The organism is Paenibacillus oralis (assembly GCF_003863965.1).
GTDB classification, from domain to species: domain Bacteria; phylum Bacillota; class Bacilli; order Paenibacillales; family Paenibacillaceae; genus Fontibacillus; species Fontibacillus oralis.
In genome coordinates this window covers 2,074,737-2,100,836 of sequence record NZ_RRCN01000001.1, presented here as the reverse complement: position 1 = coordinate 2,100,836, position 26,100 = coordinate 2,074,737, and the positions used below count along the sequence as shown (strand labels likewise).

General features: G+C 51.4%; 22 protein-coding genes and 1 tRNA gene. 7 read left to right on the top strand and 16 right to left on the bottom strand.

Annotation, left to right across the window (positions count from 1 at the left end; all coding sequences use genetic code 11):
- The first annotated feature begins 92 nt into the window (after window positions 1-92).
- From EHV15_RS09965 to ade, 6 genes are all read left to right on the top strand, one after another.
- Complete coding sequence (locus tag EHV15_RS09965) at window positions 93-1,292, top strand: ABC transporter substrate-binding protein (RefSeq protein WP_178075810.1); 1,200 nt, start codon at window positions 93-95, stop codon at window positions 1,290-1,292.
- Between the two features lie 173 nt (window positions 1,293-1,465).
- Window positions 1,466-1,861, top strand: coding sequence for a hypothetical protein (locus EHV15_RS09960; RefSeq protein WP_128631055.1), 396 nt, complete (start codon window positions 1,466-1,468; stop codon window positions 1,859-1,861).
- 48 nt (window positions 1,862-1,909) lie between these two features.
- Window positions 1,910-3,244 (top strand): extracellular solute-binding protein, encoded by a 1,335-nt coding sequence (locus EHV15_RS09955; RefSeq protein WP_128631054.1) that lies wholly within the window; start codon window positions 1,910-1,912, stop codon window positions 3,242-3,244.
- A 630-nt stretch (window positions 3,245-3,874) separates the two neighbouring features.
- Window positions 3,875-3,949: transfer RNA gene (locus EHV15_RS09950), tRNA-Arg, on the top strand.
- 301 nt (window positions 3,950-4,250) lie between these two features.
- Window positions 4,251-4,847, top strand: coding sequence for an ATP-dependent Clp endopeptidase proteolytic subunit ClpP (clpP, locus tag EHV15_RS09945; protein WP_128631053.1), 597 nt, complete (start codon window positions 4,251-4,253; stop codon window positions 4,845-4,847).
- Between the two features lie 359 nt (window positions 4,848-5,206).
- Entirely contained in the window at window positions 5,207-7,000 is a 1,794-nt protein-coding gene (gene ade / locus EHV15_RS09940) for an adenine deaminase (RefSeq protein ID WP_128631052.1), read from the top strand.
- A 61-nt stretch (window positions 7,001-7,061) separates the two neighbouring features.
- Here the strand turns inward: ade and uxaC are convergent, their stop codons facing one another.
- From uxaC to EHV15_RS09865, 15 genes are all read right to left on the bottom strand, one after another.
- On the bottom strand, window positions 7,062-8,471 hold the full coding sequence (uxaC, locus tag EHV15_RS09935) for a glucuronate isomerase (RefSeq protein ID WP_128631051.1): 1,410 nt from the start codon (window positions 8,469-8,471) through the stop codon (window positions 7,062-7,064).
- Window positions 8,472-8,595: 124 nt separating this feature from the next.
- Entirely contained in the window at window positions 8,596-9,357 is a 762-nt protein-coding gene (locus EHV15_RS09930; protein WP_128631050.1) for a DUF3298 and DUF4163 domain-containing protein, read from the bottom strand.
- A 144-nt stretch (window positions 9,358-9,501) separates the two neighbouring features.
- A complete protein-coding gene (locus EHV15_RS09925) occupies window positions 9,502-10,551 on the bottom strand; it encodes an ABC transporter substrate-binding protein (RefSeq protein ID WP_425464430.1) in 1,050 nt (349 codons plus the stop codon).
- Between the two features lie 54 nt (window positions 10,552-10,605).
- The gene (locus EHV15_RS09920) at window positions 10,606-11,412 is read right to left on the bottom strand and encodes an ABC transporter permease (protein ID WP_128631049.1); all 807 of its coding nucleotides are present in this window, start codon (window positions 11,410-11,412) and stop codon (window positions 10,606-10,608) included.
- Window positions 11,409-12,260 (bottom strand): ABC transporter permease, encoded by an 852-nt coding sequence (locus EHV15_RS09915; protein ID WP_128631048.1) that lies wholly within the window; start codon window positions 12,258-12,260, stop codon window positions 11,409-11,411. Before EHV15_RS09915 ends, EHV15_RS09920 begins: the two co-directional genes overlap by 4 nt.
- Entirely contained in the window at window positions 12,257-13,231 is a 975-nt protein-coding gene (locus EHV15_RS09910; RefSeq protein ID WP_128631047.1) for an ABC transporter ATP-binding protein, read from the bottom strand. Before EHV15_RS09910 ends, EHV15_RS09915 begins: the two co-directional genes overlap by 4 nt.
- Window positions 13,232-13,867: 636 nt before the next feature.
- Entirely contained in the window at window positions 13,868-15,226 is a 1,359-nt protein-coding gene (locus tag EHV15_RS09905; protein ID WP_128631046.1) for an FAD-dependent oxidoreductase, read from the bottom strand.
- A gap of 35 nt (window positions 15,227-15,261) precedes the next feature.
- Window positions 15,262-16,119, bottom strand: a complete 858-nt coding sequence (locus EHV15_RS09900) for a carbohydrate ABC transporter permease (RefSeq protein WP_128631045.1) — start codon at window positions 16,117-16,119, stop codon at window positions 15,262-15,264.
- Window positions 16,109-17,056: a carbohydrate ABC transporter permease gene (locus EHV15_RS09895; RefSeq protein ID WP_128631044.1), complete on the bottom strand. Its 948-nt coding sequence runs from the start codon at window positions 17,054-17,056 to the stop codon at window positions 16,109-16,111. The genes EHV15_RS09900 and EHV15_RS09895 overlap by 11 nt, the downstream gene beginning before the upstream one ends.
- Window positions 17,057-17,086: 30 nt before the next feature.
- Window positions 17,087-17,779, bottom strand: coding sequence for a hypothetical protein (locus EHV15_RS09890; protein WP_128631043.1), 693 nt, complete (start codon window positions 17,777-17,779; stop codon window positions 17,087-17,089).
- A 30-nt stretch (window positions 17,780-17,809) separates the two neighbouring features.
- A complete protein-coding gene (locus EHV15_RS09885; protein WP_128631042.1) occupies window positions 17,810-19,111 on the bottom strand; it encodes an ABC transporter substrate-binding protein in 1,302 nt (433 codons plus the stop codon).
- Window positions 19,112-19,285: 174 nt separating this feature from the next.
- Window positions 19,286-20,050 (bottom strand): response regulator transcription factor, encoded by a 765-nt coding sequence (locus EHV15_RS09880; protein ID WP_128631041.1) that lies wholly within the window; start codon window positions 20,048-20,050, stop codon window positions 19,286-19,288.
- Entirely contained in the window at window positions 20,047-21,900 is a 1,854-nt protein-coding gene (locus tag EHV15_RS09875) for a cache domain-containing sensor histidine kinase (protein ID WP_128631040.1), read from the bottom strand. The genes EHV15_RS09880 and EHV15_RS09875 overlap by 4 nt, the downstream gene beginning before the upstream one ends.
- 197 nt (window positions 21,901-22,097) lie before the next feature.
- The gene (locus tag EHV15_RS09870; protein WP_128631039.1) at window positions 22,098-23,933 is read right to left on the bottom strand and encodes a S8 family serine peptidase; all 1,836 of its coding nucleotides are present in this window, start codon (window positions 23,931-23,933) and stop codon (window positions 22,098-22,100) included.
- 232 nt (window positions 23,934-24,165) lie between these two features.
- Window positions 24,166-24,555, bottom strand: coding sequence for an SIMPL domain-containing protein (locus EHV15_RS09865; protein WP_281281716.1), 390 nt, complete (start codon window positions 24,553-24,555; stop codon window positions 24,166-24,168).
- A gap of 674 nt (window positions 24,556-25,229) precedes the next feature.
- Between EHV15_RS09865 and EHV15_RS36445 the strand changes: the two genes are divergently transcribed.
- Complete coding sequence (locus tag EHV15_RS36445; RefSeq protein ID WP_178075808.1) at window positions 25,230-25,397, top strand: hypothetical protein; 168 nt, start codon at window positions 25,230-25,232, stop codon at window positions 25,395-25,397.
- Between the two features lie 143 nt (window positions 25,398-25,540).
- On the opposite strand, the gene EHV15_RS09860 is transcribed toward EHV15_RS36445, so the two are convergent.
- On the bottom strand, window positions 25,541-25,951 hold the full coding sequence (locus EHV15_RS09860; RefSeq protein ID WP_246061445.1) for a hypothetical protein: 411 nt from the start codon (window positions 25,949-25,951) through the stop codon (window positions 25,541-25,543).
- Window positions 25,952-26,100 lie beyond the last annotated feature (149 nt).

Below are 26,100 nucleotides of genomic sequence, written 5' to 3'. Positions count from 1 at the left end.
TTAATTATTGGCAACCAGTTTACAGTAAATATTTTTAGTATTAGTATAAATAGTGATAATAATAGGATTTATTGGAAGTGAGGTTATTAAAGTTGCGCAGCTTTCTATTACTTTTTCTTGCTTTAAATTTGACGATTTTATCTAGTTGTACCGAGAAACCGTCACCCCTGGAAAATAAAGAGGTGGTCAAATTAAACATCGGCTATTTTTCTGAGCAACACTTTGATGATAGATACGCTTCTCTACTAGCACTGGAATATCCGAATTTACAGTATACCATCGTTCCAACAAGCGATATCTTAAGAAGAAAAATAACTGTAAGCGAATGGGCGAAAAACAATGATGTGGATTTGATTTATTTGCCTTCAAATCAATTTCAGCTGGCTATAAATAACGGATTACTTCAACCCTTCGACAACTATATAGATCGAGATTCATTCCCTTTGGAAAATATGGTGCCGAGTATCGTAGATTTAACGAAACAATATGGCAACGGTAAACTGTACGGATTGCCTCCTACTTTTTACGGCAGCGCTTTGGTGTATAACCAACAGCTTTTTGATCAATACGGCGTGGACTACCCCACAGAACAGATGACATGGGAAGATATTATTGTTTTGGCTAACCGGTTTCCAAAAGGGTTGTCCCTACCCTATCCGTCCACAGCCGATTGGTTAATCGACATAGGCCAAACCGAAAATCTTCATGTTTACGATGAGCAGAGGAAACAAATTACTTTAAACAACCCTTCATGGACAAAAATTCTTGAGCTAGTCAAGGAACCATTACAACGAGGAAATATTGCCTTTAACGACATTAACAAAAATTCCTTCATTTCAGAAAATTATGCAATGGCTGTTGTTAATTACGAGGATATTAACAGTTTAGAGCAGCAAGGCTCCGAACTAAAATGGAAACTGGTTACCATGCCAGTCAATCCTGCTTCTCCCCAATCCAGTCACCATGTTTCGCTAGGGGGACTCTGGTCTATTCCCAGCACTTCATCACAAGCTGATGCCGCCTGGGAGCTGATTCAATTTTTCATGTCCGGCAAAGTCGCGGAGTGGGAATACCGCTCCGTATACGGCTTCTCTTCGTTAGCCTCTTATACTTCCTTAGGGGATCGTGACAGAAATTTTGAGGCATTCTACAAGCTGCAGCCCATAGAGAAAAACAATGTTGTTCCTGATCAAATCTATAACCTTATTAATGAATCCGTCGATCAAATCGTATCCGGCAATAAAACGGTTCAGCAAGTTTTAGATGAAATACCAAGCGAATTAAGTCAGTAAGGGGAATGGGTTGTTTTAGGAGTCATGTTGTAAATGGGGCATTCTGATGCTCCCTTTACATAAAAGGCATCCAGAATACGCCCAATTAGGCAAATAAAAAAATTAAGAGGAGGATAGAGGTTACCTTATGCTTAAGCTTGTAGTTCCACAAAATTAATGGGAGGTAAGTACTAATGAAAAAAACAGTGATTGTTTCTTTAACGGCGGCTCTTTTTTTGGCAGTAGCTATTCCTACCTTTGCTGAGGACATTGATACTCCGGACCCTAATGTGGACACATATGCTTATATTGGTTCAAGTCAAAATTATGACGGTAAGGTTAGAGGGAAATCGTACGCTACGACATCTAACACAAAAATGACAAAGTTGACTGTACAAGGTACATTTTATCAGTCCGGTAGTAAAAAGGAATCCGGGTCGTCATCAACCACGAAAAGAAATTCCGAAGCTGCCTGGTACACGAAAGATGGCGTATACTCCGATTCCGGATCGTACAGCTTGAACACAGCGTCGAGAACTTATTTTTCAGGCGGCAAGTACGCTCAAGATTATGCATCGGATGAATGGTAATCGTTAGGGTGGGGCATCCCACCCTTCTTTCACAAAGGGGAACTAGATATGCTCAGAAAAATTCGGATATTATTATGCTTGCTGCTCGTAACAATCCTCTTATCAAGCTGCCAAACGCGTCAGCCTGAGGATCCCGTGATTCTCAAAGTTGCTTATCCGTCCGCCAAGCAATTTTATGTTAATTTTGGTTATGCTTTCGAAAACAAGTATCCCAATATCGATGTTCAAGTGATTCCAAGTGATCCGGTATCCGAAGAAACGGGTTGGGATCGTGAAGCGGATGTTATTTACATAAATGGTTTGGAGCAGTATAAGATGGCTATTGAAAAGGGGATTTTAAAGCCGATTTCTCCCCCATTAACCAATGGAACGGAATCAGGTGATCTTTCTCCGATTGTTACGTCACTTTTGGAAGCCGCGTCGGACAACGGCCAGTATTATGCTCTTCCACCTACTTTTCATAGCGAGGCGCTTTACTATAACAAGAAGCTATTTGATGCTTATCATATCCCTTATCCCCGGAATGGAATGACTTGGGAAGAGGTGTTTGCATTAGCCGAACGGTTCCCGACAGAAGATGATCAAGGGGAACCCCTTTATGGAATCCAAATGAATTACTATCGCAATGTCACCATGAACTTTATTTTAAAAGCGGGCGAAACGGAAAACCTGACTTATCTCGATCCAAAAACCATGAAAGTCACGATGAATACGGATAAATGGAAGTCAATCTGGACCGCCGCGGTGAAAGCTTTTCGTGCCGGAGTGGTTTATGATCAGGGAGAAGAAGCCGATTCGATGGAACACCCCAAGTTTTTAACTGAAAATGCCGCTATGACCGTTAGTTCCAATGCTCTTGCCTATAATTTTGAGCCGTTCTCCCATTTTGAAGATGCTACCTTAATCGACTGGGGAATGGTTACAGCTCCGGTTGATCCTTTAAATCCAGATTATATGAATTTCTACGAAATGTTCGACTTTTTCGGCGTTTCCTCAAGCACAGAACACGGAGCCGAAGCGATGAAACTTGTTAAATTTATTGCTGGAGATTCGGTAAACAGCCAACTATTGGCCAAGAACCAGCCGAATTATGGATTGCCTGCCGTAACCGAGTACGTGGAGCAGGTTGGGGATCATGATTTATCTCCTCTTTACACCCTTAAAGCAAATCCCAATTATACCGACCTGTATACCCAAGTCGATGCCGAGATTCTCGATGCCTTTCAGGATGCTGCTCAAGTCGTATTGGACAAGCTTCTGCAAAATGAAATAACCTTGGATGAAGCTCTTGCCGAGGTGGAAGTCAAGGGACAAGAAGCCGTAGACACCGCAGTCCTTACCCTTGAGCAAAAAAAGAAAAACAACCAGGGCGACCTCCAATAATGCCGGATATTTGAGTAACCCTTCCCTTCTTTCATGAACAGTAGCGGCGAGCACCTCGGCCCTTTCCAATCTGTAGTCTAATCCAGTGGACATTGTTCTAACGGACACCAGCGACCTTATCCGCCCATTTCCCGGGTATTTCCCAGGCTAACGGACACAAACTACCCTATTTCGCTCAAAACCCGTTCATCCAGGCCGATTTAAGGTAAATAAGGTCTTCTGTGTCCGTTACATTTTGCAAACCTCCGTTTTTTCGCAAATAAAGGCTCTGGTGTCCCTTAGCCCCCTCCAGGTCCCCCTTCTCCTCCCCTCTCTACCTGCGCCTCGCCCTCTACCTTGCCCGATATTTTATACGCTATAGAGTTAAAAAAATCGAGCCGGAAGCGCAGCAATTCGCTCCTTGGAGGCGAAGGCTTACTGGACGTCCCCTCTCCATTGTTTAAAAATACGGCCGCCCATTTTTTTGAACGCGACTGAGCGCACGGCGTCGTCTCGGGGCGGATGATTCTGCTGAAATGGGCCGGCGCATAATAAGCCAGCGTTAGTCTGCTGCGAATTTTTATCCATGTTAGGAATTACCACTTGCATTTCCTTCGACGATGCCATATAATCATTTTTGTTACGCTAATTGCGCCCGTGGTCCAATGGATATGACGTAGGCCTCCGGAGCCTGAGATCGAGGTTCGATTCCTCGCGGGCGCGCCATACTTAACCAACAGCTAAATAACTAAACGCTGAGTTCCAACGCCTGAATGACTGTATGAATGACATCGGGCTTTTTTTATCCCCTGAGTTTGACTATCTTTGACTTTTGCGAACAAATTGTATATGATGAGGTTATTATCGATCGTTTCCGTCAATTCTGATGATTGATCGAACCGATTTTAAAGCAATCTCATCCCAAGCGAGAAGCTGCCGTGCAAGCGATCCGGGTGAAGCGGCCCATACATACGCCGGAAGCCGGATAACTGCCCGCAGCCGATCCAAATTTAAGGAGGTTTTATCGGTGAGTTATATTCCTATGGTCGTTGAACAAAGCAACCGCGGCGAACGCGCCTACGACATTTATTCCAGACTGCTGAAGGACCGGATTATTTTCCTGGGCTCGCAAGTCAACGATGTCGTGGCCAACTCCATCATCGCTCAAATGCTGTTCCTGGATGCGGAAGATCCGACGAAAGACATCTCCCTCTACATCAACAGCCCCGGCGGATCAATTACCGCAGGCATGGCCATTTTCGATACGATGCAGTTCATCAAAGCGGACGTCTCCACGATTTGCGTCGGCCTTGCCGCTTCCATGGGCGCGTTCCTGCTGAACGCCGGCGCTCCCGGCAAACGCTACGCCCTGCCGAACAGCGAGATCATGATCCACCAGCCGCTCGGCGGTGCGGAAGGCCAGGCAACGGATATTGAAATCCGCGCCCGCCGCATTCTGAAAATGCGCGACAAGCTGAACCACATTCTCGCGGAGCGCACCGGCCAGCCGCTGGAACGGATCGAAAAAGACACCGACCGCGACTACTTCATGAGCGCTCTCGAGGCCAAAGAATACGGCCTGGTCGACCAAGTCATCGAAAAAGTAAATCCGGCGAAAGCTTAAGACCGGGCCTTAAAATGCGTGTTCAAAAAGTTCGGTTTTCAGCACCGAGAAGGTTGGATGAAGCCAGGGACGAAAGGAGCGGAGCGTACGTTTTGGGTACGTGAGCAACTGAAATGTTTCCGTAGGAAACATGCTTCGGAAGCATATGCTTAGGCCCGGCTGAATTCAAGATTCGATGCTGAGCTACTTCTTGATTCACTTCGTGATCAAAAGCGGACTTTTTGAACAACCTCTTAAAGGTGAAGGCTGCCCGAACGACAGGACACTGTTCGTAGGGCGGCCTTTTTTGTTATGATTAGGCATAATAGCTAAAGAGCTTAAGGCGCAATTTTTATAAAGAGTAAGGAGTGAACCGGGAAATGGGACCTACTGCAAGAAAGAAGCTGTATGAAGTCAGCCGGGTTTTGGCGGAAGTGGCCGTCGGGAAAAAGAAAGCCGATTTGGTCGTCAAAAACGGCACTTTAGTTAATGTATACACCGGGGAGCTGCTGCCGCATACGGATGTCGCCGTGGCCCAGGGGCGTATTGCCTACGTCGGAGACGCCGGGCATACGATCGGCGAGGGGACGGCCGTGATCGACGCCGCGGGACGTTACATCGCCCCAGGTTTGCTGGACGGTCATATGCATGTGGAAAGCACGATGCTGTCGGTGACCGAGTTTGCCAAGGCCGCTTTGGCCAAAGGGACGACCGGCGTGTTTATGGACCCGCACGAGATCGCCAACGTGTTCGGAGCCGAAGGCGTGCGCTGGATGCACGAGGAAGGCCAGGGGCTGCCGCTGAAGGTGTTCACCACGTTCCCGTCCTGCGTACCGGCGACCGACCACCTGGAAGACGCCGGGGCGGCGCTGGAAGCCAAGGACATCGCCGAAGGCATGACCTGGGACGGTGTGGAGGGGCTGGGCGAAGTGATGAACTTCCCTGGCGTCGTGTACGGGGATGCGAAAATGAGCGGAGAGATCCGGGCGACGATGGAAGCGGGCAAAACGGTCACAGGCCATTTCCCCAGTGAAGATGAGCGCATGCTGCAAGCGTATATCGCCTCCGGCGTCACCTCCGACCACGAGACGGTCACGCGGGAGCAAGGGCTGTTGAAGCTGCGCCTCGGCATGCATTTGATGATCCGCGAGGGCTCCGCCTGGCATGACGTCAAGGAAGTGATCAAGGTGGTGACCGAAGATCATGCGGATACGGCCAACATCATACTGGTCACCGACGACGTATACCCGCAGACGCTGATCGAAAAAGGCCACATGAACCATGTCGTGCGCCGCGCGATCGAGGAAGGCGTGGAGCCGGTGACCGCGATCCAGATGGGCACGATCAACACGGCCCGTTATTTCAAGGTGGACGGTGATGTGGGCGGCATCGCTCCGGGAAAATGCGCCGACCTGCTGCTGATTGGCGATCTAACACGGATGGAGCCGTCCACCGTGATTGCGGACGGAACCGTCGTTTATGATAGCGGAGAGCTGCGCGTGCCTTTCCCGGCGTATCCGTATCCGGAGCGCGCGCGTAATTCGGTACATTTGGCCCGTCCTTTGGAGCCCGGCGATTTCTTGCTGGCCAGCCAAAGCGGGAAGGCCGAGACGAAAGTTCATGTCGTGGACGTGATCGAAAACAGCGCGCGGACGCAAAAAGGAACCGCCAGCCTGAAGGTGGCAGACGGTTTCATTCAGCCCGATCTGGCGCAGGATGTCCTTACGCTGGCCTGCATCGACCGCCATCACGGCTCCGGCGATATTTCGCTGGCATTTGCCCGCGGGTTTGGGCTGAAGCGGGGCGCCGTCGCCTCAACGGTGGCGCATGACAGCCATAACCTGCTCGTGATGGGCGCCAGCGCGGAGGACATGGCCTTCGCCGCGAACGAGCTGGCCAAGCTGGGCGGCGGCATGATCGCCGTGCAGGACGGGCAGGTGCTGGCCGCCGTGCCGATGGCGATCGCCGGCCTGATGTCCGATCAGCCGCTGGAAACGGTGGCCGCGCAGGTCAAGCAGCTGGAGGCCGCCTGGCAGCAGCTCGGGTGCACGTTGAACGCGCCGTTCATGACGTTTTCGCTGATCGCCCTGCCGGTCATTCCCGAGCTCCGCATCACCAACCGCGGGCTTGCGGACGTGAACGATTTCCGGCTGATCCCGGTGGAAATCGTATAAAGCGATGCGGACGGCCAACCCGGCCGTCCGCATGTTTAAATCTCCTTCCTTCTCCGTTCTTTTACTCCGGAAAAGCAAAATACCGTTTGGCGTTATCGTGGCAAATATCGGTCACCATGGTGCCAAGCAGCTCGAAATCCTTAGGCGCTTCGCCCCGCTCCACCCAATCGCCGAGCACATCGCAGAGCAAACGGCGGAAGTACTCATGCCGCGTATAGGACAGGAAGCTGCGCGAATCGGTCAGCATGCCGATGAACTGCGCCAGCACGCCGAGATTGGCGAGCGTCTTCATTTGCTCGAGCATCCCGTCCTTGTTGTCGTTGAACCACCAGGCCGTGCCAAACTGGATTTTGCCCGGAACGCCGCCGCCCTGGAAGCAGCCCATAATGCTGGCGAGCGCCGGATAATCGTTCGGGTTCAGCGAATACAAAATCGTCTTCGGCAGCGCCCCGTCACGCTCCAGCGCGTTCAACAAGCCGGCCAGCGCGGCGGCGACGGGCCCGTCGTTGATGGCGTCGTACCCGGTATCCGGTCCGAGGCGTTTGAGCATCGCGCTGTTCGTGTTGCGCAGCGCATGGATATGCAGCTGCATCGCCCAGCCCCGCTCGGCGTACTCCTTGCCCAGGAAACGCATCGTGTAGGACTTGTACTTCCGCTCTTCCGCCGGAGTGACGCTGCCCTTCTTGAGCGCCTTATCGAAAATGGCCTCCACTTCCCGCAGCGTCGTCTCCTGGTATTCCAGCGTGTCCAACGCATGGTCGGACACCCGGCCGCCCGCTTCATGGAAAAACTCCATCCGCTCCCGCAAGGCGTCCAGCAGTGCGCCATAGCTGCCGATCGGCTTGCCCGCCGCCGCTTCCAGCTTGGTCAGCCACGGTTTGAACGTGTCGCGGTTAATCTCCAGAAATTTATCCGGCCGGTAACTCGGCAGCACCTTCGTTCCGAAGTCCTCCAGCTCTTTGATTTTAAAATGATATTCCAGCGAATCCGCCGGGTCGTCGGTGGTGCATACGACGGTTACCTTCGATTTCTTGATCAGATCCCGTGCGCCAAACCCTTCGCCCTGCAGCAGGGCGTTGACCTTCTCCCAAATCGCCGGCGCCGTGCGTTCGTTCAGCAGCTCATCGATGCCGAAAAACCGCTGCAGCTCCAGATGAGTCCAATGGTACAGCGGATTTCCGAGCAGCTGCGGCACTACTTTTGCCCACGCAAGAAACTTGTCGTAATCGTCCGCCCCACCGGTAATCAGTTCCTCGTCGACGCCGCAGGCGCGCATCACCCGCCATTTGTAATGGTCGCCGCCCAGCCAGGCCTCGGTAATGCTGCGGAATTTCTTGTTCTCGTAAATCTCCTGCGGGCTCAGATGGCAGTGATAGTCGATGATCGGCAGCTCCTTGGCGTATTGATGATACAACTCCTTCGCCGTATCGCTGTTCAGCAAAAAATTTTTCCCCAAAAACGTCTTCGCCATTTCCCCGTGCTCCCTTCGTTTTTCAACCTGGTAGATTCAATAAAAATCAAATGGTTGTTAACGTTAACATTACTAGTTGATTTTATTGTAATCGTTTTATTCCAAAACACAAGAACAAACTCTCTTATGACCATTCAAACGGATTCGCGCCCGGCGGCAGCAGCTGGGTAAACGGGAAATAATATTCCGGAAAGCCAAATACGTACGGCAGGTATTCATACAGTTGGAAAAAGATGTACACGCCTTTATCCTTCACGTAATAGGAAGGGTTTGGGCCGATCGTTTTGAAATTGCTGAAATAGCCTTCCGTTTGTTCCAGTTTCCCTTTGATCGCCGGATCGACGATCGTGCGGTAATTCGGATTGGCGCGGAGCAGCTCGTCCAAGGTCAACAGCTTGCCGTCGCTAAGGCGGAACGTCAGCCCCTCTCGGTAAGACATGCCGTGCGCCCCGCCGGTATAAGCGTAAGTTTCCTCTAAAATGCTCAGGACCCCGTTTTGGTTATACGTAACGTCATACTTTCCAATGTATTCGTAGGGATTGCCGCTGGGCGTGGAAGGCTGGCTGGTTTTCGCTTCTTTGACCGCATTGTTGACAAACGTCTCCGCTTTCTTTTTCAGCAAAAGATTGATATCGCGCTCCACGGACTTGCGCTTAAGCCCGCCGACCTGCGGGTAGTCGACTTTGATCGCCGCCTCCGGCAGCTTTTTTTCAATCGTATGCTTTGTGATGCGCACTTTGTCGGTCGGCTGCGATGCGGGACGCGTGGTCTGCTCCTTAACCACAGCAGTTGTTGGCAGTGCTGGAACTCCGGCAGCTATGCCGGTCATGCACAAACTTGCAATCGTCAAGAGCGTGACCACAACTCTCATGTTGCTCGGTTTCATTTGATTTAGCCCCCTTTGCTTGGATACCTCCATTATCACCTGGCCGGGCGAAAACCATGCTTTGAGCTTGCCGCCGCAAAAAAAGAACAGTGCCATGTTCCCCGCTTCGGGAGATCCATGACACTGCTCCTATGTTAACCGTTACTAGCGTCCGCTCTTCAATTCCGTCCAGTAGCGGTCGTAAACTTGCAGCTTGTCACCCACATCACCAAGCCACTCGGTGCGGGACAACTCATCGTTGGTCAAATTAATCATCTTGTCGTTCATATATTCCTGGCTGTGGAACTCCGCCGCTTTCGTGTTCGGGTCGCTGTAGCCGATCACTTCGTAGTTTTTCGCGCTGACTTCCGGATCCAGCATGAAATTGATGAATTTCTCAGCCAGCTCTTTGTGCTGGGAATCCTTCGGAATCGCGTAGTTGTCCGACCAGATCGTACCGCCTTCCTTCGGCACCACGTAAGCGACATCCGGATTGTCCTTGGCGATGTAGGAAGCGTCCCCGGACCATACCGTCGCGATCCAACCCTCTTCCTGGATCATTTTTTGCTTGATGTTGTCGGTATCGAAGGCCAGTACGCTCGGCAGCAGCTTTTTCAAATCGTCGACAGCCGCGGTGATTTCCGTTTCATTGGCCGAGCTGTTGGAGTAACCGAGCTTTTTGAGCGCCATGCCGATGACTTCGCGATTGTCGTCCAGCAGGATCACCTTGCCCGCGTATTCGGGGTTCCACAGGTCTTCCCAGCTGTCGATTTCGTCTTTCACATACTTCTTATTGTAAGCGATCCCCGTTACGCCGGAAGTATACACGATCGAGTATTTATTCCCGGGGTCGAATGACGGATTCTTATAGGCATCGGATACGTTCGCGAAATTCGGAATATTATCCATGTTCAGCGGAGCCAGCAGATCCTGCTTGATCATCGTGGCCACCATATAGTCGGAAGGCTGAATCAAATCGTAGCCGCCCCCGCCGGCTTTGATCTTGGCCAGCAGGTCCTCGTTGTTGGCGAACACGTCGTAATTGATCTTCACGTTGTATTCCTTCTCGAATTGCGCCAGCACTTCCTCATCGAAGTTGTCCGCCCAGCTGTAAATGTTCAGCGTCTCCTTAGACGAGCCGCCGCCGCAACCAGCCAGCAGCCCCACCATCATCGTTACCGCCAGCAGCAAGCCGGCCCATTTCATTTTTTTCAATTCTCAGTCTCCTTTCTCTTTCTTTCATCAGCATAACCCGGTCTGCCATGTTTCCTAAAACGGCAGCACCGACTGCTTTTTTTGCCCCTTGCCGCGGTTCAGCACGAATTGTGCCAGGAAGATCAGCGTTACCGTGACCAGGATTAAAATCGTACAAAGCGCGTTAATTTCCGGGGAAATACCCCGTTTCACCTGGCCGTAGATATAAATCGGCAACGTTGTCGAATTTGGTCCGCTGACAAAAAAGCTAACCATAAAGTCGTCCAGCGACAGCGTAAAAGCGATCAACGCCCCGGAGACAATGCCCGGCAAAATCTGCGGCAGGGTCACGTGACGAAACGTCTGCCAGGTCCCGGCGCCCAAATCCTGCGCGGCTTCCTCCAGCTGGCTGCCCATGCCGGACAGGCGGGTCGAAACGACGACGTAAACATATGACAAGCTGAACGTGATGTGTGCGATCATAATCGTTATTTTGCCCAGCGGCATATGAAGCTGAGTGAACAGCACCAGCAAGGACAAACCCATGATAATATCCGGGACGATAATCGGCATATACAGCAGCCCGCCCATGCCGGCCTTGGTCCTTCTGCCGACCTTACGCATCGCCAGCGCGGCCAAAGTGCCCAGCAGCGTAGAAACGATCGTGGAAACGACCGCGACGGTCAAACTGTTGTTTAGCGCCTCCATCACATGCCGGTTGTCGAACAAGGATACGTACCAATCGAACGTAAACCCGCTCCAATCCGCGGCCAGCCTGGAGCTGTTAAACGAATAGGCGACGATAAACGCGATCGGCACATAAATGAAAATCATCATGATCAGGGAATGGATGCCCAGCAGCGGATGGCTTTTCGTCTTCATGAGCCCACCTCCCGCACGGTCTGATACCGTGAAGTCATCGCCCGGTTAAACAACGCGATCAGAATCAGCGACGTGATGACGAAAATCACCGACAACGCCGAGCCGAACGGCCAGTTGCGCGCCCCGAGGAACTGGCTTTGAATGATGTTGCTGATCATCGCCGACTTCGCGCCGCCCAGAATGTCCGTGACGACGAACATGCCGGTCGTCGACACATATACCAGCACCGATCCGGTCATAATCCCGGATTTCGTCTGCGGCAGCGTAATATGCCAGAACGCCCGCCAACGCGAAGCGCCCAAATCACTGGCGGCCTCAAGCAGCTTCTTATCCATCTGCTCCAGGGATACGTAAATCGGCAGCACCATAAACGGAATAAACGTGTATACCATGCCGAGCAGCACCGCGCCCCGCGTATATAGCATCTGCAGCGGTTCGGCTATCAAGCCGAAGTCCAGCAGCAGCTCATTGACAACCCCTTGGGTACGAAGCAGCAGCACCCAGGCGTAGGTGCGGATCAGGAAATTGATCCAAAAAGGCACCGTAATCAGCACCAGCCCCCAGGTTTGCATGCGCGGACCGGCGTTCGCAATATAATAGGCCAGCGGATAGCTCAACAGCAGACAGAAGACGGTCGTCAGTACGGACAAGACGATCGTGTCCCAATAAATCCCCAAATAAAGCGGATCGAAAAACATGGAGTAGGCGTCGAATTTGAAGTCAAGCACCACATTGCCCAAACTGTCGCGGCCCATGAAGGAAATGCCTACGACGATCAGCATCGGTACCACCAGAAACAGGCTCAGCCACAGCAGAACCGGGAGCAGGCTCAGGCTCGATTTTTTCATGACCCGATGATCACCTCGTCCTCCGTCTTCCAATCCACCCCGATTTGCTCGCCGACTTGATACGGATGGTCATCCGCCGCGTCCAGCACAATCGAAACGGTCATCGGCTCATTATCCAGCTGGACGATCAATTTATGAACGCTCCCCAAATAAAGCACATCCTGCACTTCACCGGTTCTTTTGGCGCTGGCGATGCCGCTGCCGCAGACGGTCCGGAGTTTCTCCGGCCGCACCGCAAACAGCCGCCCGTCCAGTGAAAAGATATTGTTCTCGCCGACAAAAGTAGCGGCGAACAGCGTCGCCGGGGAAGCGTAAATTTCGCGCGGCGTGCCGATTTGCTCCACCCGGCCGCTGTTCATGATGACGATCCGGTCGGACATCATCATCGCTTCCTCCTGGTCGTGCGTTACGTACACGAACGTGATGCCCAAGCTGCGCTGCAACTGCTTCAGCTCGGCCTGCAGGCTTTTGCGCAGCTGCAGATCCAGCGCTCCAAGCGGCTCGTCCAGCAGCAACACGCGCGGCTTGTTTGCGATCGCCCGGGCGATTGCCACGCGCTGCTGCTGCCCGCCGGACAGCTGGTGCGGGTAACGCTTGACGAGTGCGGTCAACTGCGTCATCTCCACCGCCTCTTGAATGCGTTCCTTCTGCTGTTTTGCCGGCATTTTTTTCATTTTCAGACCAAATGCGATATTCTCCTCAACCGTCATATGCGGGAACAAAGCATAATGCTGGAACACAAGGTTCAAATCCCGGCGGTTGGGAGGCAGATTCGTCAGATCGGTCCCATCCAGCAGGATTTTCCCCGACGTCGGATGTTCAAAGCCCGCTATCATGCGCAAAATCGTCGTCTTGCCGCAGCCGCTCGGGCCCAGCAAGGTCAGGAATTCCCCTTCCTTTATGGTGAGCGATAGCGGATGCACGACAACCTGACCCGCAAAGTGTTTTTCCACCGCAGCCAGTTCAATCATCGATGCATCAACTCCTTTAGTAGTTCTGTCATGGAAGACGCCGGGCGGGCGCCTCTCCATAGGAGGTAAAGCCGCGTTTGGCGGCGCTTTTCTTACGATAAAAGGGACGCGGAAACTCCGAAGCTTACTCTTGTATTTATCTTAAGAAAAAAAAGCCATATCCATTGGTATGGCTTTAGCAGGTCCACCGATTCATTTTTTGCATATTCACTATACCTTGTTTTGGCGCGGGTTACAACACTTTTCTGGGGATTTTACACAGAGGGGAAGATAGGAAGCCAATGAACATATTGATTTAGCTTGTTGAAATAATCAGGGAAAAATATAAGGGCAAAAAATGGCGCTATTTCGGCGAAATTACCCACTTCGAGAGAAATAGAGGACATTAATGTCGTTATTTTTCCGAATCGTAGGGGAATAGCCGCTTTTCGCACGGTCCATTGGAAAATAAGAACAAAAAATTCCGCTAACGGTGATGCCCATGCTCTCCTTGAAAAATAAGACCATAAAGTTCCGCTATTTTTCGGTGAAGGGGTGCAGACGGTGCCGCGTCCGCCTGATTTTTTGCATCCAACCTTACGCGAATCCACCTATGGAATAAGAAGGGGGCGGCGGCGAACCCCCGTCCCCGTCCCTTTACACCATCGCCCCTTGCGCCTGCAACTGCTCCCGGAGCAGCGATACCTCCACTTCCGCCGCAGTGATCCCCGCTTTGCAGGCCAGGGCCGCCGCCGTGCCCGCCGCTTCTCCCGTAGCCATGCAGCTGGGCGTCAAGCGCGTGGTCGCCAGCGCTTCGTGTGTGGTGGAAATGCAGCGCCCCGCCGCAAGCAGATTCACCGGCCCTCGGGCCACCAGGCAGCGGTAAGGAATGCTGTAGGAGCCGTCATTTTCGATGGTAGCCGCCATGACCCCTTTGCCCGATGGATCATGCAGGTCAACCGGGTAGCCGCTCTTCGCAATCCCGTCCTCAAATTGCCGTCCCGCCACCACGTTCTCCATCGTTAACCGATACAGACCATCGATCCGGCGCGATTCTCGGATTCCGATCTGGGGCGCGACCGAAGAAATGGAGGCCTCGGCGAACCCGGGCACCCGCGATTTCAAAAACTCCGCCATCATCAGCACCTGCTTGCGCCCTTCCTCCTCCGCCAAAGTAAGTTCCTCGACATCGGTTGCGCTTAAGCCTTGAACCCGCGTGCAGTTGATCAGCACCTCGTCCTTCTCCGGTCCGATAAAAAACAGGACCTGATCGCGGTTGATCGGCACCCCGGCGGCCTTCCATTCCTTATAAAAACCGGAAACCCCCGTGAGCGGAATACTTCCCATCTCCAGTTCGGCAAACGGTGTCTTATGGTAAAAATTTTCGGGATCGGCCAGCATCGCCTTCCGAATCGCCTCCACGTCAACACCTCGCATCCGGAACTTCATCGTCATCGGCTGCGACAGCCCGTCGCCCTCGCGCCCCTGAAGCGTCGGCGCTCCCGCCAGGTAGGCGACATCCGCGTCTCCGGACGCGTCGACGAACATCGCCCCGTTCACCTTGATCCGCCCCGATTTTCCGGTAAGGGTCACGGACCGGATGTATTCGCCCTCACGCTGCACCTCGTCTACAAAACTGTGCGAGACAAGCTTCACCCCCGCTTCGCGCAGCATATCAACGGCCAGTACCCTATATATCTCTGGATGGTACGGCGTCAGCGTATGCACGAAGCCGACGGTATCGCGCAGATGCCCGGGCGAACCGCCACGCTCCATCAAGCGCTCCACAATCTCCTGGGCGATGCCGCCGATGACCCGTTCTCCGCGCTGCGTGTGGAAGGTCATCCAAGGATAAACCCCGGCGGCCGTAGACATCCCGCCGACGAACCCGTACCGTTCGATCAAGATGACGCTGGCCCCCTGCCTCCCCGCGGCGATGGCGGCGGCGATGCCCGCCGGCCCCGCTCCGGTAACCACCACATCTGCTTCCATCATCCGTGTCCTGCTGCTGTCCATCTCTTTCTGCTCCTCCTTTGGTCGTTATTCCCCAACTATTCCTTCAGCCCCGTCATCGACACCCCTTCAATAAACTGCTTCTGCGCGAAGAAGAACACGATGAGCAGCGGCAGGGTCGCCATGACCGAAGCGCTCATCAGCAGATGCCACGACGTCCCCGACTCGTCGGTAAACAGCGATAACGCCAGCGGCAAGGTCATCAGCTTGCGGTCATTGATAAAGATCAGCGGATCAAAAAAATCGTTCCAGCTCGTCAAAAACGTGAAAATGACCAGTGTGGCGATCGCGGGCTTCGCCAAGGGCAGCATGATCGTGGAATAAATCCGCAGCCGCGAGCAGCCGTCAATCATCGCCGCCTCCTCGAGCTCCTTCGGAATCCCCAGAAAAAACTGGCGCATCACAAACACCCCAAACACGCCGCCCGCGCCAAACACAGGCAAAATAATCAGCGGCAAATGCGTATTGATCCACCCCAGCTCCCGCATAAACAGAAACATCGGAATGGCGATGACCTCGTTTGGAATCATCATCGTGCTCAGCAGCAGCAGAAACACCAGGCTTCTCCCCCAAAAAGGAATCCGGGCGAAAGAATATCCGGCCATGGAGGAGAAAAGCACGGTTCCCGCCGTGACCAGAAGGGCGATATACACGCTGTTGCCGTAAAACAGATGGAACGGGATCGTCTCCAGCACATCGGCATAATTCGCCCAGCGTACCGGCGACGGTATCAGCCGCGGCGGAAATACAAACACGTCGGCCGGCTGCTTGAGCGAAGTGGAAACCATCCAGACAAACGGGGTCATCATCACCACCGACACGGCGAGCAGCAGCACATAATGGAACAGGTTCCCGCCTGCCGCGCTATTTTTTTTGGCGAATAGACTAGTTTTCATTCAGAACCCACCTTTTTCTCATCTGCCATTGTACCAGCGTAAGCAGCAGGGTGATGACAAACAGCACATAAGCCAGTGCCGAAGCATATCCGAACTCGAACAGCTTAAAGGCTCTTTCCCAAATCGTGTAGACCAACACCTTGGTGCTGCCGGATGGGCCCCCTTGCGTCATGACATAAATTTGCCCGAACACCTTCAGCGAACCGATAATCGTCATCATCAGCGTCAAAAAAATCGTCGGCGTGATCATCGGCACGGTAATCCGGAAAAAGATCCGCATTCTCCCGGCCCCGTCGATCCTGGCGGCCTCGTAGAGCTGGGCCGGAACCTGCTGCAGTGCGGCAATGAACAGCACCATGTTCAGACCGACATTTTTCAGCAGACTGGTCACAATGACCACGGGCATGGCAAGCCGGGTATCGTACAGCCAGGCCGGTCCGGTAATGCCGATCATACTCAGCAGTTGGTTAATGAACCCGGAATCCGTCGCAAACATGTATTTCCAGACAATCGACCAGACCACCAGCGAAGTCATGACCGGAATAAAAATCAAGGTCCGGAAAAAGCCCGCCCCGCGAATATTTTTCGATAGCGGAAGCGCAAGCAGCAAGGCCAAAATAATGTTCAGCGGAACAAGCCCGGCGGCAAAGTAAAGCGTATTGCCCAGCACCCGCCAAAATTCCGCGTCCCCCGCGACAGCGCGGTAGTTCTCGAACCCGATGAAGTTAGCCTCGCCCAACAACGGCCAATCGGTAAAGCTCATATAAAGCGCCATAATTAACGGGACAAACAGCAGCAGGACGAACCCCAGCACCATCGGCAGCACAAACAGCCAGCCTGCCAAATTGTCCCCCCGGTTTAAGGAACCGGCCTTCCTCTCCTTCCTTCCGAACGGACGGCCGGGCCTTTCCGGTTTTATCGTTTCAAGTGTCGTCATGTCGCTTTCCTCCTGTCTTTCGGGGCCCCTCTACAGCCGATCAATTGCATTTCGTAAAGCGGCAACCTCCCGGCGGATTCCTTCCGCCTCATTGCCCGTGACCACCGCTCCGACCAACAGCACCTTCACACCGCTATCGGCCAGGGCTGGGATATCCTCCGGGGCGATTTTACGCTGGGTCGGCACAATGACCGGCAAACCGGTGTGTGCCGCGAGCCAGCGGTAATGGAGCAGATCGGCAAGGGTAAGCTTAGTTCCATATTCATTGCCGGGAACGATGGAAGCCTCAAGCGCGCTTATACCGAAGGCCCGGCCCCCTTCCACGATGCCCCGGTCGAACCCGCTGTCGATCGCAAACGTTTTTGCCAACCCCGGAGCCCGCAGCAGATAAGAGGGATGATGAAAGGCGTAAATCGAGTAAAAGTCAATGCCAAGCTCCGGGAGCCGGGTTATCTCCTCCGGGTTTACCTCTTCCGCCGACCCTCCGGGTACGATCCCGAAGGGCCCGTCAAAGCTAGAGCGGATTTCCTTGAAAATGTCGGCATAGCTGTCCAGCGCGCCGAAGCGATTGCCGCTGGCCCGGTGCCCGACGTTGATATGCACTTTCAGACCGTCGGCCCCTGCGGCCAACGCCGCCTCCGCAAGCTTGATGACGTTGGCCGGGAGGCTGACGAACAGCTGCAGCCCCGGCTTTCCGTTTAAAGCTTTATCCAAACGATTCATGCCCGTTCCCCCTATGCTCAAAAACTGTCTCTATTTGCTCAGCAGGGCATCCACCTTGCTTTTTACCTCATCCTGAATTTGCTGCGGTTCGCTCCGCCCGGCAAACAGCGCGTCAAAGCCCGTCAAAATCTCCGTATCGATGTTTTGCCAGCGGATATGCCCCGGCTGCACGACCGCTTTAGGCATCTCGTCGATGACCGCCTGCTTGATGTGCCCGGCGTCCGGATTGCCCTCCACGTTCAGGAACTCCTCCGAGTTCAGCACCGATTGGCGCGGCGGTACGAAGAAGGCCGAAGTTTTCTGCACGCCCTCTTTGCCGGCCAGGAATTTCAGCAGTTCCTTGGCTTCCTCCGGATGTTTTCCGTCTTTAAACAGCACGTAGCCGGCCTGACCCATCATCGGAACGCTGCCCTTGGAGCCCGATGGCATCGGCGCAATGCTCCATTGGAAATTTTGAATCTCTCTGGCCTTGGACACAAAGCTGTAGTTGTCGAAAATCATGCCGATTTGCCCGGATTCAAAATTAACCTGCTCTCCCGCCTTCGGATGCGAGCCGTCCGTGAACATCATGCGCTTCAACATCTCCAGGGTTTCAACCCCGTATTGGTCGTTCCAGGTGTATTCCGTCATCTCCGGATTAAACGGCCCGCTTCCGTTTGACCAGGAATACGAAGCGAGGATAATCCATGTCTTCCAGTCGCGGAAAAAGTTAGCCCCGTAAACGTTCGGCGAAGCAGCGCTCGTCTTGATCGCCTTTGCGGCTTCTTCGAACTTTTCCCACGTCCATTCTCCTTTTTCCGCAAGCTCGTTTGGCGTACTTAAGCCCGCTTGCTTAAACAAATCTTCGTTATAGAACACCACGCTGGGCGGAGTGGAAAACGGCAACCCGTACAGCTTGCCGTCCTGACGGAACAGTTCAAGCGTCGAAGGGATAATGTCAGCGCTGTCAAAAGCCTCATCCTGAACGATATCCGAGACATCGGCCAGAATGTCGTTAGCCATAAATTGCGGCACCATCCGCTCCGATACCCAGGCAATGTCGGGCAGCTCCCGGCCTGCCGCCAGCACGGACATTTTTTGCTGGTAGTCCGCAAACGGGATCGTGTCGATTTGCACCTCAATATTCGGATGCTGCTTCGTGAAAGTGTCGGTCAGCCCTTTGTACAGCTCAAGCTGCGCCGGATTTCCCCAAGTCGCAAATTTCAACAGCACCTTCTCGCTGCCGGCATTTCCGGGCTCTTCAGCCGTGTTATTCGGCTGTTCTTGTCCGGCGCAGCCGATCAGCGCCACCCCAAGTGTCAATGTCAACAATCCGGTCAACCATTTTTTCATATACCGCTTCCCCCTCTGCATGGTTCATATTCACATTCAAGTTCTAAGGTTAATTATATTGACATGTGAACCTATAAAAAATCACCAAACCTTCAGAAAAGGTACGATTTTTTTAGGTTTTTCCGGTTTTTGCCCATAAAAAAAGAACTACATAACATATAATGTTAAGTAGTCTTACATCCCTTTCCGTTCCCGATAGGTTCCGGGCGTCATTCCGGTATGCTGTTTAAACACTAACATAAAATGCTTCGGGCTCTGATAGCCCGATAAACGGGCAATGTCATAAACCTTCAATTTCGTTGTCTCCAGCAGTTTGCAAGCGCGCCGGATGCGCGTTTCGGCGATATAATCGGACAAATTCCCGCCTTCCTCTTGCTTAAAAAGCTGGCTAAGATAAGAGGGATTCAGATGCACCCGCTCCGCTAACGTCTGCAGGCGCAAATCACCGTCGGGATGTTCGGCGATATAATTCTTCAGCTTGCGGATAATCCTGCGCCCCTCGCTGGATGGCGGCCCCCCGTCCGCCTGGCTTTCCGGTGCAGCTCCACCCGCCTCTCCATTTGAAGGATTCAAGGTTAGCCGAATCTTGTCCAAAGCAGCCGCAAAATCCTTACGGTCTATGGGCTTCAGCAGGTAATCGGCGATCCCGAATTGCAGCGCCTTTTTCGCATAAACAAAATCTCCGTAGCCGCTGACAATGACAATCGGCATCCCATGGCCCGCAGCCCGCAGCTTTTCCACCATCTGCAACCCGTCCATCTCCCGCATCCGGATATCCGTAATAATGGCATCCACTACATTGCGTTCCAGGTAGGCCAGCGCCTCCTTGCCGTGAGCGGCTTCGTATACGACCTCAAAATCAGGGGCCGCGCGGCCGATCAAATCGCGAATTCCTTTACGGATAATGTCCTCGTCCTCCACCAACATGAGCTTGATCATTTGATGCCGACCTCCTGCTCCTTTTGTGTCACGAACGGCAGCGTTACGGTAAAAGCCGTACCTTGCCCCAAGCTTCCATCAATTTCGAGATCGCAGTCGCCGCCGTAAATCAACAGCAAGCGCTGTTTGATATTTTTAAGCGCCACTCCATGACCGCGTATTGGCAGCGCCGGCATGTTTGCTGCGTCATCTGCGGCAGCCTCCTCCAATGAACCCCGAAGAGCCGCCAGCTCCTCCTCCGACATGCCCCGCCCGTCATCACTGACAGTCAGCAGCACCACATCCTCAAAACGCGCCGCAGTTACGTAAACCGTTCCCCCTTGCTCGCGGTCACCGATTCCGTGCATAATCGCATTTTCAATCAACGGCTGCAGCAGCAGCTTCGGAACCAGGCAATCCTCCAGCCCTTCTTCGATATCAAACATGGCCCGCAGCCTGGAGCCATGGCGCATTTTTTGGATGCGAATATAGGATTCGGCCGTCTCAAGCTCCTCGCCAAGCCGAATCAGGCTTAGGTCTTGCTCCACCGCGCTGCGGATCAGCCTGCCCAAAGCCGTGGCCATTTCCGAGACGTCCTCATTACCACGCTGCCGAGCAAGCATGCTGATCGACTCCAGCGTATTATAAATAAAATGGGGATGGATCTGGCTTTGCAAGGCAGCCAACTCCGCCTCCCTTTCCCTCATGCCGAGCACGTAGACTTCATGGACAAGCCGGTCGATTTCTTCCACCATGCGATTAAAGCCGGAGCCGAGCCGGCCGATTTCATCCTCGGTCACCGCCGGCACGCTCTGTTTGAAATCGCCGCGCTCCACAAGCCGCATTTTCCTTACCAGCGTTCCAAGAGGTTTGGTCAGGCGATAAGAGAAATAAGTGGCGAAGGCCCCGGCCAAAACGAGGCAAATGATACCGGCCAGAAGCGTAAAATTGCGAAGTTCCTTGGTCTCCACAAGCAGGGACGCCACCGGAATATAACTGACGATATTGATATCGGAATATTTTGAATAGTTGGAGACGACCAAATACTCGTTCCCCTCCATATGCAGGAGCTGGCTGGCCGTTTCCGAACGTCCGGAAAGCTCGCGGATGCGATCCGGCAGCAGCTTGGCTGTCTCCGTGTCTTTCTCCGCAGGCGCCGTGTAGAACAGTTCTTCCCGGCTGTTTTGCACCACGATCCCGCCGTTTTCCTCCATCCGGGCATTATCGACAAGCTGCTTGAACAGCGTCTGCTTCAAATCGATTTTGACTAACCCAAGCGTCCGGTTTGTATTGGGCTCACGGATCAGCCGGGCTACGGAAAAATAACTTTGATTGCCGTCCAGATAGTAAGAGGGCCGATGCGGCGGAAGCAACACCCAAGCTCCCCTCGCTTCCTCCACTCTGGAGTACCAAGGCTGCCGCTCCACATCCGTGTATGCAGCGATCGCACTTGGCGCCAGGCTCGAGAAAGTGTAACCGCTTCCCGCAAAAATCTGGATGCTGTCGATTTCCGGCCTGTCGAAAGTCATGCTGGCGATATAGAGCTGCATTTTAGAGCGCTCCTCCACCGTGGGCTGCTGATGCAGGCTGTCCTCTCCCCCATACTTGCGCAAGATGGACAATACCCCCGAATCGTATACAGGCATCAGCGTTAATCTCTGCATCTCCATCAGCGTCCGGTCCAAATTCCGGTTGATCTGATCTACCAATTGCGCGGTATAATCGGAGGTTCTCCGTTCAATGGAGCTGGAAAAATCCACGTAGGTCGCCACGCCCTGCAAGCTAAGCGGAATCGAAATGAGCAACAGGAAGATCAGCAAAATTTTAGCCCGAAGACTCCAAGATTTAAGCGGCTTGAACCGGAAAGACACGCTGGCCACACCCCTTCCGCCGGTCCTGTTTATTTTCACTCCATTGTACAGGAACATGGTGGGGATGACTATGGGGTTGTCCCCGCTCTATCGTCGATTGTGTTCTATGAATGCAAAAAAGCGCCTTCTTTTAATTTCTGAAAAGAAGGCGCTAAAGCGCTTTCGTTTTTAACTAATATAAAACTTTCATTCTATAATTAATTAGGTTTAATTTCATTTCCTGTAATTTCCAAAGTATAGTTTGCGGAATCATCAACTCCAAAGACTCCGATATAGTAGACTCCTTTTTTGGGAGATTTTATGCTAAAGCTCTCTTGAGGTAAATCTGTATTATCATGAATATAATAAGTAGACGGATCCCCTTGATATGGATCTGCTCCCGGTTCCCAAATTGCCAAATCCAAATTTTCCATGTTCTCGTCAGTGATTAATAAAGTCAGATTGAAATCAGCGGTCGTTGTGTCTTGATAAATTTCATAGAGATCAATACTCCCTGCTTGTACATAGCCATCAGGAACCCTGATATATGTGCGGTAGTTATCAAATGATCCTGAACCTTGCGCTGCGTTTTTTATAGATTCATAACCTAAGATATTTCCATTTCCATACAGCTTATCATAGCCTTCTTGACCCATATCAAATGCGGAAAAGCTAATTGTACTTGATTCTCCTTTAGAATACGCTGCATCGTACATCAATGCAAAAATCCCCGCAACCATAGGTGACGACATCGAGGTACCATCTAAGCTTTCATATTCACTTTTAGAGTTTGCCTTCGCAGCTCTAATACTCTGACCTGGAGCTACAACATAAGGACCTTGACTTCCAGTTCCTCTTGACGAAAATTCACTTAAACCCCATCCACCTTCATAAGGATCCTTCACACTCCCCACCGAAGTTGATGTATATTTAGCGAAAGTACTTAATGTATCGTAATATTTGCCCAAAAAATTCCCCTCATTATCATACCCATCACCTTCATTCCCAGCAGCGACAAATACAGGTACTCCAGCATTTTTTATTTTATTTATGATACTTATAATTTCTGTTACACTGCTATATGGTGCTTGAGTACCTATGCTGATATTCACTACTTTAATGTTGTAAGTGCCAAGATTCTTATATACCCATTCAAGTCCTCTAGAAATTTGGTTAAAGGTTCCCTCACCATCACTATTTAGTACTTTTACTCCAACTAAAGCTGCTCCGGGGGCTACCCCTGTTTGAATTCCAGGATCGCCCTCGCCAGTACCTGCCGCTATACTTGCAACGTGTGTACCATGTCCCTCATCATCGTATGGAGTAGATTTTCCGTTAACCACATCATACCAGCCAATAACCTTTCCCCCATCGAGGTCTACATGATTTGCATCAATTCCTGTATCAACAATAGCAATTGCAACATCTTTTGACGAATAACTACTTTCTTTACCGTCTAAATCTCCTGAAACTTTGAAATCACTTCTTGCTTTTTTTATTCCCATCATCTCAGTTGAGGCGTTTAAAAAAGGGGTGATTTCTCTTTCTTCTTGAGAATCGGATATATAGACTTCTGAGTCACTCTTAGGTTGAGTATAAATAGCATCGACTGTAGGCATGGACTCAAGAATCCTCAGTTGATCTGGGCTAGCCAACAAGTTAAATGTGTTATATCCTACTTTCTCATAAATAAATTTTTCTCCAAAGGCCAATTTGATTTCTTCACTAAATTTATCCTCAGCATCATCATCGTGGGTCAAAAAGATTTGAACCGGAATCTCATTATTTGCGTCGTTCAACTTGGAAATCTCCTCTTGTACATTAAAGTGGATTTTTCCTTCTTTTTCGATTTCCAATTCCTGTTCATTCCCATTCAAACCTCTTGGTTGTATCTGCTCTAATTGAACTACATTGGTTTCCACCGATTCTTTCAAGCTCTTCTTATTAATTTTAGATGGGTCAATATGCAGTTGAGAGGAATCTCCGTAGGCAAATGACATGTTGGAAAAAATAACAGCTAATGCAAGTAAAAACACTACATGTTTTTTCAACATTTCTAATCACCTTTCCATATTTAAATTCTACTTTGCCTAGAGCTCAACTCCGAAATCACCTTCACCTCCACCTCCACCTCCACAAAAAAAGAATGATAGGAAATAAAATCTAAATAATCCATATTTAGTGTACCATATTGAATCCACTTTATTTGTGAATATTTGTTTAAAATTGGTAAACGGATACATTAGTAACCTAGCTGCCGCATAAGTTTATGCAGGGGTAGCTAGGTTATTCCTCAGCACTCGACCTGCATGCCTTCAACTCATACACCACGTTCACCGTTGTGTGCACTTCGATTGGAGAGCTTGCCCCGCTATCCGCAGACTCGGATGTAACGGCTACTTTGTAGTCAAACGAAATGCTCGGCATGCTGGCGCTCTCCAGGCTGATGCTTACCTCCTGACCCAACGTGCGGCCAGCAGCTTTGGCAAGGACGCCCGCTTTTCGGCCCGCATTGGCCATCGCTTTTTGAATCGCTTCCTCTTCGTATTGCTCCGGTTTCTCGGCGCCAAAACGGATGTCGTCGATTTGGTGGTTGGTTCCTGCGGAGGAAGCCGCGTCAAGGAGCTGTCCTACCTTATCCAAGTCGCGGTAAGTGACGTCCAGCGAGTGCCGTATAGCCGCTGATCGATTCTTCCCCCGATTTATCGTTATACGTATAATCGGGGCGGACCAAGAACCTCCAATGTTGTGGTTTTAATTACCAAACGCATCCCGCGGATAAATGTTGCAGCAAAATAAGAATAACCGTCGGATAAATTCGTTCCGGCGGATATAAAAGAGCACCGCCGATTTAATCAGCGGACTCCTGCTTTGATATTGCAGGAATCCGGAGATATTCGGAGTAAGCTTAAGATCAAGCGATTTGCACTTTCATGGGAATGGCCGCTCAGGCTTGTACATATGTTTTCAGAACAAAGGAAGGAGATGTGGTATAATGCCACACATTCAATTTGATGAAAATGGGCATTAAATCTTATCCAGCGTAACGGCATTGCAGGTTCGATAGGACAAACATTAATCACCAATGATGATAATGGCTTTCCATTCACCACCATCAGCCGTTATTAGAGTTTAGAGTGAACAAGCCCCAACGTGCCGAGGCGTATAGAGCTATTTTCTCCCCTTTTGAGAATAGAGGTAATCAAATATTGATGTTTACTCGCTCTGTCATTAAGCAAAGCACAGCGTCGCCGGACTTTGAAGCGAATCGTTCAGGAAACCAAAGCCATGTTACCCGACTTTAATTAGAACCCGAGCAAGACACTAATCTCTTGAAAGGGTGAAACCTCATGACTAAAAAAACAACTCAGGATTTTGCGGAAATCATGGAAGGAGCCATCCAGATTTCGGAGGTTAAAGAATACTTAACCTCTTTCTCGGTAGTTATTGGCAACCTCATTGTGGCTCAACGGCTGCAGCTAGACTGGACACAAAAACAACTTGCCGAAGAGCGCTAGAATCTCCCAAATTGAAGCTCAATTCGCCACCGGGTGGGGGCTTAAACAACGACCGTCAAGCAATAGATTTTTCTTCTATACTGTTTTTATGTATTGGGGACACGGTTTCCATCTTTGAGTGATTTCATCAATATCTTTTAAATCTACATAGAGATAATACCGCTTCCCGCAAAAATCTGGATGCTGTCGATTTCCGGCCTGTCGAAGGTCATGCTGGCGATATAAAGCTGCATTTTGGAGCGCTCCTCCACCGTGGGCTGCTGATGCAGGCTGTCCTCCCCCCTGTACTTGCGCAAGATGGACAACACCCCCGAATCGTATACAGGCATCAACGTTAATCTCTGCATTTCCATCAGCGTCCGGTCCAAATTCCGGTTGATCTGGTCCACCAATTGCGCGGTATAATCAGAGGTTCTCCGTTCAATGGAGCTGGAAAAATCCACATACGTCGCCACGCCCTGCAAGCTAAGCGGAATCGAAATGAGCAGCAGGAAGATCAGTAAAATTTTAGCGCGAAGGCTCCAAGATTTAAGCGGCTTGAACCGGATGAACACGCCCCACAACACCCCTTCCGCCGGTCCTGTTTATTTTCACTCCATTGTACAGGAACATGGTGGGGATGACTATGGGATACCAAGCTTTCCGTCCGGCATTTGCTCCAAAGTACTTGACTATGACGTTAGGTCATAGTGCATAATTCTCA

What these genes read in the sequence shown, in the direction of transcription:
- EHV15_RS09955 (WP_128631054.1), top strand. Translation starts at nt 1,910, where the DNA reads ATGCTCAGAAAAATTCGGATATTATTATGCTTGCTGCTCGTAACAATC.
- EHV15_RS09930 (WP_128631050.1), bottom strand. Translation starts at nt 9,357, where the DNA reads ATGAAACCGAGCAACATGAGAGTTGTGGTCACGCTCTTGACGATTGCA.
- EHV15_RS09960 (WP_128631055.1), top strand. Translation starts at nt 1,466, where the DNA reads ATGAAAAAAACAGTGATTGTTTCTTTAACGGCGGCTCTTTTTTTGGCA.
- EHV15_RS09920 (WP_128631049.1), bottom strand. Translation starts at nt 11,412, where the DNA reads ATGAAGACGAAAAGCCATCCGCTGCTGGGCATCCATTCCCTGATCATG.
- EHV15_RS09870 (WP_128631039.1), bottom strand. Translation starts at nt 23,933, where the DNA reads ATGTTGAAAAAACATGTAGTGTTTTTACTTGCATTAGCTGTTATTTTT.
- ade (WP_128631052.1), top strand. Translation starts at nt 5,207, where the DNA reads ATGGGACCTACTGCAAGAAAGAAGCTGTATGAAGTCAGCCGGGTTTTG.
- EHV15_RS09910 (WP_128631047.1), bottom strand. Translation starts at nt 13,231, where the DNA reads ATGATTGAACTGGCTGCGGTGGAAAAACACTTTGCGGGTCAGGTTGTC.
- EHV15_RS09895 (WP_128631044.1), bottom strand. Translation starts at nt 17,056, where the DNA reads ATGACGACACTTGAAACGATAAAACCGGAAAGGCCCGGCCGTCCGTTC.
- EHV15_RS09880 (WP_128631041.1), bottom strand. Translation starts at nt 20,050, where the DNA reads ATGATCAAGCTCATGTTGGTGGAGGACGAGGACATTATCCGTAAAGGA.
- EHV15_RS09915 (WP_128631048.1), bottom strand. Translation starts at nt 12,260, where the DNA reads ATGAAAAAATCGAGCCTGAGCCTGCTCCCGGTTCTGCTGTGGCTGAGC.
- EHV15_RS09890 (WP_128631043.1), bottom strand. Translation starts at nt 17,779, where the DNA reads ATGAATCGTTTGGATAAAGCTTTAAACGGAAAGCCGGGGCTGCAGCTG.
- EHV15_RS36445 (WP_178075808.1), top strand. Translation starts at nt 25,230, where the DNA reads ATGACTAAAAAAACAACTCAGGATTTTGCGGAAATCATGGAAGGAGCC.
- EHV15_RS09905 (WP_128631046.1), bottom strand. Translation starts at nt 15,226, where the DNA reads ATGGACAGCAGCAGGACACGGATGATGGAAGCAGATGTGGTGGTTACC.
- EHV15_RS09900 (WP_128631045.1), bottom strand. Translation starts at nt 16,119, where the DNA reads ATGAAAACTAGTCTATTCGCCAAAAAAAATAGCGCGGCAGGCGGGAAC.
- EHV15_RS09885 (WP_128631042.1), bottom strand. Translation starts at nt 19,111, where the DNA reads ATGAAAAAATGGTTGACCGGATTGTTGACATTGACACTTGGGGTGGCG.
- uxaC (WP_128631051.1), bottom strand. Translation starts at nt 8,471, where the DNA reads ATGGCGAAGACGTTTTTGGGGAAAAATTTTTTGCTGAACAGCGATACG.